Below are 10,345 nucleotides of genomic sequence, written 5' to 3'. Positions count from 1 at the left end.
GCGAATCATCCTTGGAGAAAGTATCTGAAACTAAAACGAAGAAACCAGGAACAGCCAATCACTGTTCCCTAAAACCGGACATTTCTATTTTGGTAACAATAGGACATTTCTATTTTGGCTTGACAGTCCAGCAAAATGTATTGACATTAAAACAGACGGTGTGATATAAAAGAAGTCTTTTAAGATATATTTTCATCTGGAATTATCCGGCAAGGACGTACTCGATGGCGAAAATTGCCCCTTTCCGGGGGATCATCTATAATCAGGGCAAGGCTGGCGCGATCGACACTCTCGTCTGTCCGCCTTATGACGTCATTTCCCCGGCTGAACAACAGGAACTTTACCGAAAAAGTCCCTACAACGTGATTCGGCTCGAATACGGCCTGACGAGCCCTGCCGATGGCGACGAAGACAACCGGTACACCCGGGCAGCCGCTGTTCTGAAAGACTGGTCCCGGTCAGCGGTCCTGCAAGAAGGCGGAGAACCGGCCTTTTCTATTTACGAAATGGAGTACAAGGCCGGCAAGGACGCCAAAAGGCTGCGCGGCATTATCTGCCTGGTCAGGATCGAGGATTACGATTCGGGCATTGTGAAGCCCCACGAGACAACACTCTCGGGACCCAAGACCGACCGGCTGAACCTGCTGCGCTCTTGCAAGGCGACCTTCAGCCAGATATTCTCGCTTTTTTCAGATCCCCCGGGGAACGTAGCAGGCATCCTCGCGAAGGTCACACGCAAACCAGAGATGGAAGTGAAGCACAGCGACGGGGTGACCCACCGCATCTGGTCTTTGATCGATAAAAACGATATTGATGCGATCGTCCGCGAGCTGGCGGACAAGCACATTTTCATTGCCGACGGCCATCACCGATACGACACTGCCCTGAATTATAGAAATGAACGACGAAAGGCAGCGGGCTCGTTCACGGGCGAGGAAGGCTTCAACTATGTCGCCATGTTCCTGGCACGGCTGGAAGATCCGGGGCTTACCATTCTTCCGGCGCATCGGGCACTCTTCAACCTTACGGACTTCAACGCTCAGAAGTTCGAGGATGACCTGAACAAGTACTTCGATATCGAGCGCATAGATTTTAACAAGAGGTCCGAGTCCAAGGATCTGCTGACGGTCCTGGAGACCATGGCGCACCGCGCGGACCATGCACACGTGTTCGGAATGCGGATAACGGGAGAGCATAGCTACTATTTGCTGACCCTGCGGAACGAAGCTGACATGGATGTTCTGCTGCCGGCCAAGTCGCCGGCATACCGGAGGCTCGACGTCTCGATCCTGCACCATCTGATCATTGACAAGCTGCTCGGGATCAAGATGGAGACCCACAAGATGGGTCTCAATATAGAATATATCAAGGATGCTGAAGAGGCGGACAAACGGGCGCACGATAATGCCGCCGAGATCATTTTTTTCATGAACCCCACGAAGGTGCAGGAGGTGAAGGAGGTGGCAACCACGGGCGAGCGCATGCCCCAGAAGGCCACGTACTTTTATCCCAAGCTTCTGACGGGGCTGGTGATGCATAAGATTGAATAGGGTCCGGGGTCCCAGGGGTCTGGGGTCAGGAAATGCCGAAGATCGGTTTTCCCGGCCCCTGTACCCTGGCCCCTGGCTATTGTGGTTCTTAATTTGATCCTCAAGGAGGCTACCATGGCGGTAAGAGTTGCAATCAACGGATTTGGACGTATCGGCAGGAACGTGTTCCGCGCATCGCAGAACAACAAGGACATCGAGATCGTCGCGATAAACGACCTTACGGACACAAAGACGCTTGCGCACCTGCTGAAATGGGACTCCACCTTCGGCGAATTCAAGCATGACGTCAAGGCAGGCGACGGCAAGATCATAGTGGACGGCAAAGAGATCGCCGTGCTGGCAAAGAGGGATCCCGCTGAGCTTCCCTGGAAGGACCTCAAGGTCGACATCGCTCTGGAGTGCACCGGCCTGTTTCTGGACAAGGTGAACGCCGGCAAGCATATCACCGCAGGCGCCAAAAAGGTCCTGATCTCCGCTCCTGCCAAGGACCCGGACGCGACTTTCGTGATAGGCGTAAACGAGCACACGTACGATCCCAAGGCGCACCACATCATCTCGAACGCCTCCTGTACCACGAACTGCCTCGCGCCATTCACCAAGGTGATCCATGAGAACTTCGGCATCGTGCACGGCCTTATGAACACGATCCACTCCTACACCAATGACCAGAATCTTCTCGACCTGCCGCACAAGGACCTCCGCAGGGCCCGCGCCGCGTGCATGTCCATCATCCCGACCTCGACGGGCGCAGCCAAGGCAGTGTCCCTCGTGCTGCCGGAGCTGAAGGGAAAGCTCGACGGCATGTCGCTCCGCGTGCCCACGCCGAATGTGTCGGTCGTGGACGTGGTGTTCGAGGTCTCGAAGAAGACCACCAAGGAAGAAGTGAATGCCGCGCTCAAGGCCGCAGCCGACGGAAAGCTTAAAGGCATTCTCCAGTTCGAAGAAGCGCCCCTCGTCTCCATCGATTTCAAGGGCAACCCACATTCTTCCATTATTGACGCAGCGCTCACAACCGTCATGGAAGGCACCATGGTGAAGGTGATCTCCTGGTACGACAACGAATGGGGCTATTCGAACCGGCTGCGTGATCTGGCTATCCTGGTGGCGAAGAAGGGACTCTAATAAACAATAAATTTCAAATGACAAGCATCAAATAACAAATAAGCTCCAAGCATCAAGCATCAAATTTTAAACATTTCGAACATTGATATTTTGAATTTGAGTATTATTTGGGATTTGTGTTTTGGGATTTGAAATTTTCACCAAAGGTGACCATGGATAAGAAAACCATCGAGAAGGTCGATCTGAAGGGCAAGCGTGTCTTCATCCGCGCGGACTTCAACGTGCCGCTTGACGAGAACGGCAATATCAACGACGACACCAGGATCCGCTCCACGCTTCCAACGATCAACTACGCGCTCGACGCGGGCGCCAAGGTGATCCTCGCGTCGCACCTCGGACGGCCCAAGGGCAAGCCAGACGCCAAATACAGCCTTGCGCCGGTCGCCCTGCGGCTGAACCGGCTTCTGAATAAAGAGGTGAAATTCGCCAAGGACTGCATCGGCCCTGATGTGGAGCATCTGGTCCAGGGCATGCGGCCCGGCGACGTGCTGCTGCTTGAAAACCTCCGGTTCCATCCCGAGGAAGAGAAGAACGACGAGGGATTCTCCAAGGCCCTCGCCGCGTTCACCGATGTCTATGTGAACGATGCCTTCGGCACCGCACACCGCGCCCATGCCTCCACCTACGGCATAACCAGGTTCGTAAAGCAGTCGGTGGCTGGTTTTCTCATGAAGAAGGAGATCGATTATCTTCAGAAGACCGTTGCCAATCCTGTGCGGCCTTTCGTGGTCATCCTCGGAGGCGCAAAGGTCTCGGGAAAGATCGGGGTGATTGAAAATTTCCAGAACAAGGCGGACAAGATCATCGTAGGCGGCGCCATGGCATTTACCTTCAGCAAGGCACGGGGCCAGGAGGTGGGCAACTCCCTGGTGGAAGAGGACATGCTCGAGATGGCACAGCGCCTCAGAAAAGGCGTTCGTGACAAGGGCGTCAAATTCTATTTGCCGGTGGATTTTGTTGTCGCAGAGAGCATGGAAGACGGGGCAGCGACGAAGATCGTAACGTCCCAGGAGATCCCCAAGGGATGGATCGGTCTCGACATCGGCCCGGCAACGACCCGGCTCTTCGCAGAGGCGATCCAGGATGCCAAGACCATCATCTGGAACGGTCCCATGGGCATGTTCGAAAAGGACGCCTACTCACGCGGGACCTTCGCGATCGCGCGCTCGGTTGCTGACGCGTACGCGACCACGATCGTGGGCGGCGGTGATACGGATGTGGCAGTGCACAAGGCAGGCGTGTCCGACAGCATCTCGTTCATTTCCACCGGCGGCGGCGCATCGCTCGAGTTGCTGGAAGGCAAGGTACTGCCGGGTCTTGCGGCCTTGACGGACGATAAGGAATAAGGATTTTTTTACCATGGATGAACACGGATAAACACGGATCATATCCATTAAGATCGTCAGCTTCTGTGTCCATCTGTGTTAATCCGTGGTTACTCATAAAAAGGGGTATCTTATGAATCCAAAACGAAAACCGATTATCGCGGGCAACTGGAAGATGAACAAGACCTCGACCGAGGCGCGTGATCTCGCAAGCAAGCTCATTCCGCTCGTGTCCGGCGTCAAGGACCGGGACATCGTGCTTGCCCCGCCGTTCACGTCGATCCCGGTTGTGGCCGAAACCATCAAGGGAACGAACATGTCACTCTCTGCCCAGAACCTGTTCTGGGAGGAAAAGGGGGCGTTTACCGGCGAGATTTCCGCAGAAATGCTGTTGGATTTAGGCTGTAAGTATGTTATTATAGGCCACAGTGAACGCCGGCAGTATTTTGGCGAGACGGACGAGACGGTGAACAAGAAGGTCCGGCAGGCCCTGAACAAGGGGCTGTTGCCTATTGTCTGCGCGGGAGAGCTCCTGAGCGAGCGTGAGGCCGGCAAGGCCAACGAGGTGATCGAACGCCAGGTGGTCGGCGCGCTCAAGGGCGTGGCCGCGGCCGAGATGCAGAAGATCGTTATTGCCTACGAACCGGTCTGGGCCATCGGCACCGGCAAGACCGCGACTCCGGACCAGGCGAACGAGATCCATGCCTTCATCCGGCAGAAGATTCAATCGATGTACAATGTTGATGTCTCCGGCGCGCTCCGCATCCAGTACGGTGGCAGCGTGACGCCCGAGAACGTATCAACGCTCATGGCCAAGCCGGACATCGACGGCGCGCTCGTAGGCGGGGCAAGCCTGAAACCGGAGTCGTTCGCGGCGCTGGTGAATTTTAAATGACGATTGTGTAACCACAGGGAACGCCGAAGGGAGGCGTTCCAGCTTGCCGGCTGACCGGCTTGCAAGCCTGTTAGCCAGCTTCCGCAGTCTTTGCGGAAGTGATATTTTAAGGAGGTAGTAATGTTACGAGTATTTTTAGTTTCGCTCCATGTTCTTGTCTCGGTCATTTTGATCTCCATGGTTCTTGTGCAGAAAGGGAAAGGCGCTGACATCGGCGCGGCCTTCGGCGGCGCTTCCAATACCGTCTTCGGCCCCCGGGGCGCTCAGAGCTTCCTGTCCAAGCTCACCACTGGAGCGGCGATTATTTTCATGATCACCTCGCTCACCCTGGCGTTTACCACGGCCAAAACGAGGAGCTCGATCATGGAAGGCGTGAAGCAGCCGACGCAGACTTCGCCGGCAACGCCGCTCACATCGCCTGTACCAGCTGAGCCGGCTCCGGCAAAATAGCCGCACCTGGATTTTTGACTGATGCGCATATCACGGGGTAGGCCTTGCCTACCCTTTCTTTTTGTTTTCGCCATGACAACCAAGATAACAGAAAAAAAGAATCTTTCTTCACCACAGGGAACACAGAGGACACTAAACGAAAACAAGAAATTGTTTTCAGCTTCCTCACGACTTACCCTGTGTTCTCTGTGGTTACGCTTTTTCGTTCTTATCATCGTATTATTTCTTTCCGCCTGCGGTCAGAAGGTCGAACGGAATCCGAACACCTTTGTCGAGAGCTCCATCGGCGACGCGCGGAGGCTGAATCCGGTCATCGCGAATGACGGCGCATCCGGCACGATCAACGACCAGCTCTTCAACGGTCTCGTGAAGTACGACAAGGACATCAGGCTTATCGGCGACCTCGCGGAACGATGGGACATCACGAACAGAGGAAAGACCATCACCTTCTTCCTCCGCAAAGGAGTGAGGTGGCACGACGGTGTGGAGTTCACGGCCGAGGACTGCCTCTTCACGTATCAAAGGCTCATCGACCCGAAGGTGGCCACGCCCTACAGCAGTTCGTACATGGATGTTTTGAAAGCCGAGGTCGTGGACAAGTACACATTCCGGGTGACGTACAAGGAGCCGTTTTCTCCCGCGCTCGAGAGCTGGAGCATGGGCATACTGCCGAAGCACCTCCTCGCGGGCAAGGACATCAACTCCGACCCCTTCAACCGCAAACCTGTCGGCACCGGGCCGTACCGGTTCAAGGAATGGATTGCCGGGCAGAAGATCGTACTCGAGGCGAATGACGATTACTTTGAGGGCAGACCGAAGATAGACCAGTTCATCTTCCGTGTCATCCCCGACAGCTCCACGATGTTCCAGGAGCTGCTCTTCGGTGGTGTGGACATGATGGGGCTGAATCCGCTTCAGTATCTGCGGAAGAGCGAAACCCGCAGGATCAAGGAGAATTATGTCAAGTTCCGGTATCCCGCCAATGCCTTCACCTATATGGGATACAATCTCACCAGTGCCTTGTTCAAGGATATTCATGTAAGGCAGGCGCTCTCGTACGCCATTGACCGCCAGGGCATCATCGACGGCATCGTCCTCGGCATCGGCAGGCCGTGCACCGGTCCGTACGCGCATGTTTCCTGGGCCTATAACCCGAACGCCCGGAGCTATAACTATAATCCTGAGCGGGCGCGCCGGATGCTCGCCGAAGCCGGATGGAAGGATGCTAACAGCGACGGCATTCTCGAGAAAGATGGCAGACCCTTCCGTTTTACGGTCATGACGAACCAGGGAAACAGTGAGCGCATCCGCACCGCGGAGATCATCCAGCAGAACCTGAAGTCGGTCGGCATCGATCTCAATATCCGCGTGATGGAATGGCAGGCGTTCCTTGAGCAGATCGACAAGCGGTCCTTCGACGCCATGATCCTCGGCTGGAGCATGAGCCGCGACCCGGACCTCTACGATATCTGGCATTCGAGCAAGACCAAAAAGGGTGAATACAACTTCATCAGCTATAAGAACGCCGAGGTAGACCGTTTGCTCGTGGAGGGCCGCCGCATCTTTGATGTTGAAAAGCGCAAGAAGATCTATTACCGCATTCATGAGATCCTGGCCGAGGAACAGCCCTATGCGTTTCTCTATGTGCCCGATGCAACGCCGATCGTGCATAAGCGGTTCAAAGGCATTGTTCCCGAACCGCTCGGCATCTTCTACAACTTCCGCGAGTGGTATGTGCCGCAGAACCGGATGGAATGGTAGATTTACAACAGTGCGGAGTGCGGAGTGGGGAGTTCGGAGTGGGGAATGTGAAGTTCGGAGTGCGGAGTCGTGTGATTGAGATTTTCAACTCTGAACCCTAGACCCTGAACCCAGTACCCTGACCCTTTCATTATGACTATTATCAACGTCCAAAATCTTACCAAGCAGTTCAAATCCCTCACTGCCGTCGACGGAATCTCGTTCTCGGTCAATGAAGGCGAGGTCTTTGGTTTCCTCGGCCCGAACGGCGCGGGAAAGACCACGACCATCAACATCCTCTGCACGCTGCTTTCTTCCTCATCCGGAACAGCTGAGATCGCAGGCTATGACTGCGAAAAAAACTCCGACGGAGTGCGGACATCCATTGGTCTCATCTTTCAGGATACAACGCTTGATGTAGGCTTGACCGCCTACGAAAACCTGAAGTTTCATGCCTACCTCTACAACCTTGACCGCAAGCTCACGGAGAAGCGGATCGACGAGATGCTCGACGTCGTGGAGCTTCAGAGCAGAAAGCACGATCTTATCAAAAACTTCTCCGGAGGCATGAAGCGCAGGCTTGAGATAGCGCGCGGGCTTCTTCACTATCCCCGTGTGTTGTTCCTGGATGAGCCGACCCTCGGGCTCGACCCGCAGACGCGGAATACCATCTGGGACTTCATCAACGCTCTAAGGAAAAAAGAAAAGATCACCGTGTTCATGACCACCCATTATATGGAAGAGGCGGAGAACTGCGACCGTATCGCCATCATCGACCACGGAAAGATCATCGCGCTTGACACCCCGGCCCGGCTCAAGGCAATGGTGCATGGCGACGTCATCCATCTCATGACTACTGATAACAGTTCGGCCATCGAGGAAATCCGGAAGGTCTTTGCCATCACCGCACGCGAGGAGAATGGCGGATTGGTGTTCGAAACAGAGAAAGGGGACGAGTTCATACCGAAGCTGCTTCGTTCCCTTCCCATGCCGACCGTGTCCGTCAGTCTCAAGAAACCGACGCTGAACGACGTGTTCCTGAAGCTTACCGGCAGGATAATCAGGGATGAAGGTCTTGCGGATGACAAGGAAGTCACGCGCGAGTTCGTGCGCAGCCACCGGAGGGCGCAGCGATGATCCAGTGGCGGCCCGTGTACGTCATCTGCCTGCGGGAATTCATAAAGTTCTTCCGCGAGAAGAGCCGTCTCCTCGGCACGCTCGCACGGCCGGTGCTCTGGCTTTTCGTGGTCGGGAACGGCATGGGCTCGCTCATCAGGCCCCAGGCCGGGTTTTCCTATCTCCAGTTCATCTTTCCCGGTATGATCGGCATGACTATCCTGTTCTCGTCCATCTTCTCGTCCATTTCGATCGTGTGGGACCGCGAGTTCGGGTTCATGAAGGAGATGCTCGTCGCGCCCATCTCGCGCCTCTCGATCGTCATCGGCAAGACCATCTCAGGCACCTTGATATCCGTGGCCCAGGCGATCATCATCCTGGTCCTCATTCCGTTCCTCGGCATCCACATCACGGTCATGCAGTTCATCGAGGTTGTTGCCGTGGCTCTGCTCGTCTCGTTCTGCGTCACCTCGCTGGGGATCCTGATCGCAGTACGGCTCACGTCATTTGACGGGTTCAATATCATCATGAACTTCCTCGTCATGCCGATGCTATTCCTGTCCGGCGCCATGTACCCGGTCACCTCCATGCCTTCCGCGCTTCGGCATCTTACCCTGATCAATCCTCTTACGTATGGTATCGACGCGTTCAAACATGTCCTGCTCAGAAACGGCACACCGCCTCTTGGACCCGAATTCTCTCTCTCACTTGACCTCTTCGTCGTAACAGCAATATCGATTGCCATGCTTACTCTTGCGGCGCTGTCGTTCAGAAGAAAGGAATAGCAAGGTTCGGATATTCGACCTGCCATTGCGGGCTAATAGGCAGCGTAGAGGCTTGATTGTCTTGACCATTTTTGTTCGCTACCGAGATATCCCCTTTTGGGGGGCATCCTAAAGTCTGATAGTTATAACCCTAATCCCATGCGGGTGGGATCTGGTTCCAGCGGTTTTCGGAAAATCCTTGCAAACGACGGTAAAATCGGTATAATGTCCCTGCACACCATTAATGGAACAAGGCCTTTCGCTTTGGAACGGGATGTCGTCCGCGTCTCATCATCGACTACTGACTCCTCCTGCTCTCACCCTTTTCTTACGAAAAAAAGCGACAGCATGCCTGGTTGGCGAATGATGCGGTTTTGTAATCACCCACGCGAGTCCGCGCCTCTCTCTTCGGAGACGCGGCGTGACCGCGACGAAGACGTAACGCGCTGTGCGGCAACGACCGTCAGCGCGAACATAAAATTATACAAGGAGGCAACATGGCGAAGAAACTGTATGTCGGGAATTTGTCGTATAACACCCACGAGGAGGATTTGCGGGAGGCGTTCTCAAAGATCGGCGAGGTGCTGTCCGCCACGCTGATCGTCGATCAGACGAACGGCAGGTCCAAGGGATTTGGTTTCGTGGAGATGGCGTCTGACGAGGACGCGGCCAAGGCGATCACTTCCATGAACGGCACGTCATTCATGGAGCGAACGATCACGGTGAACGAGGCCAAGCCGAAGACTGAGCGCTCGGGGTCCGGAGGCGGCGGCAGGAGTGATCGCGGCGGACACGGCGGCGGAGGAGGCAGATCGTGGAGATAAGGGTCCAGTCCCAGAACATTGAAAAGGCCCTGCGGGACTTGAAGAAGAAACTCCAGATGGACGGGCTCTTCGGGGAACTGAAGAAGCGGCGCCATTACGAAAAGCCCTCGGTGAAAAAGAAGATGAAGCAGCTGGAGGCGGAGAAGCGAAGGAGGAAGCTCCTTAAGCGCGCGAGGCCATCCGGTTCGGGGCCGAGGCCGGGACGGCCGTCGCAGTCATCCGCTGCAGCGAGCAGCCACGTCTGAAACTGAGGGAACGCAGCGGCCGAAAAGGGGTATAGCTCTCGGGAGAGCAGCGGGCTGGTTTTTTGTCCGGCCCGCCCTCATCGAGGCGCGTCTCAGTTCGTACCTTTCATCCTGACGCGGCGCGGCAGCTTCACCGCAAGGTGCAAAGAAGGAAGTAAAAAAAACGGAGAGCAAGTAGAAATGATCCCTTAGCAGGCTGTTGAAAAAGTCTTTTTGTGGTTCGACAGGCTCACCACGAACGGATAAATACGAATAAATTCAATACACGCTCCGTTCGCCCTGAGCCCTGAGCTTGCCGAAGGGTCGAAGGGTAA

At 55.2% G+C, this 10,345-nt stretch carries 9 protein-coding genes and 1 pseudogene; all 10 read left to right on the top strand.

Annotation, left to right across the window (positions count from 1 at the left end; genetic code table 11):
* The first annotated feature begins 224 nt into the window (after positions 1-224).
* The 10 genes and pseudogenes from M0R70_16510 to rpsU all read left to right on the top strand — a co-directional run bounded on the left by M0R70_16510 (position 225) and on the right by rpsU (position 9,944).
* Positions 225-1,550, top strand: a complete 1,326-nt coding sequence (locus M0R70_16510) for a DUF1015 domain-containing protein (GenBank protein ID MCK9420960.1) — start codon at positions 225-227, stop codon at positions 1,548-1,550.
* Positions 1,551-1,664: 114 nt separating this feature from the next.
* Positions 1,665-2,672, top strand: coding sequence for a type I glyceraldehyde-3-phosphate dehydrogenase (gene gap / locus M0R70_16505; GenBank protein MCK9420959.1), 1,008 nt, complete (start codon positions 1,665-1,667; stop codon positions 2,670-2,672).
* Positions 2,673-2,824: 152 nt separating this feature from the next.
* On the top strand, positions 2,825-4,018 hold the full coding sequence (locus M0R70_16500; GenBank protein ID MCK9420958.1) for a phosphoglycerate kinase: 1,194 nt from the start codon (positions 2,825-2,827) through the stop codon (positions 4,016-4,018).
* A gap of 112 nt (positions 4,019-4,130) precedes the next feature.
* Positions 4,131-4,892 carry a triose-phosphate isomerase gene (gene tpiA, locus M0R70_16495; protein ID MCK9420957.1) on the top strand — a complete coding sequence of 254 codons (762 nt, stop codon included), beginning with the start codon at positions 4,131-4,133 and terminating at the stop codon, positions 4,890-4,892.
* 120 nt (positions 4,893-5,012) lie between these two features.
* The gene (secG, locus tag M0R70_16490) at positions 5,013-5,342 is read left to right on the top strand and encodes a preprotein translocase subunit SecG (protein MCK9420956.1); all 330 of its coding nucleotides are present in this window, start codon (positions 5,013-5,015) and stop codon (positions 5,340-5,342) included.
* 150 nt (positions 5,343-5,492) lie between these two features.
* Positions 5,493-7,103 carry a peptide-binding protein gene (locus M0R70_16485; GenBank protein ID MCK9420955.1) on the top strand — a complete coding sequence of 537 codons (1,611 nt, stop codon included), beginning with the start codon at positions 5,493-5,495 and terminating at the stop codon, positions 7,101-7,103.
* A gap of 132 nt (positions 7,104-7,235) precedes the next feature.
* Positions 7,236-8,219: an ATP-binding cassette domain-containing protein gene (locus tag M0R70_16480; protein ID MCK9420954.1), complete on the top strand. Its 984-nt coding sequence runs from the start codon at positions 7,236-7,238 to the stop codon at positions 8,217-8,219.
* Positions 8,216-8,983: an ABC transporter permease gene (locus M0R70_16475; GenBank protein MCK9420953.1), complete on the top strand. Its 768-nt coding sequence runs from the start codon at positions 8,216-8,218 to the stop codon at positions 8,981-8,983. Before M0R70_16480 ends, M0R70_16475 begins: the two co-directional genes overlap by 4 nt.
* A gap of 476 nt (positions 8,984-9,459) precedes the next feature.
* Positions 9,460-9,786 (top strand): RNA-binding protein, encoded by a 327-nt coding sequence (locus tag M0R70_16470; GenBank protein MCK9420952.1) that lies wholly within the window; start codon positions 9,460-9,462, stop codon positions 9,784-9,786.
* A pseudogene (rpsU, locus tag M0R70_16465) lies at positions 9,777-9,944 on the top strand (30S ribosomal protein S21). The gene M0R70_16470 and the pseudogene rpsU overlap by 10 nt, the downstream one beginning before the upstream one ends.
* The last annotated feature ends 401 nt before the right edge of the window (positions 9,945-10,345 follow it).

This window comes from Nitrospirota bacterium, from assembly GCA_023229435.1.
Classification (GTDB): Bacteria; Nitrospirota; UBA9217; order UBA9217; family UBA9217; genus JALNZF01.
Note: the sequence above shows the minus strand (reverse complement) of the source record. Positions and strands in the feature narration are given on the sequence as shown.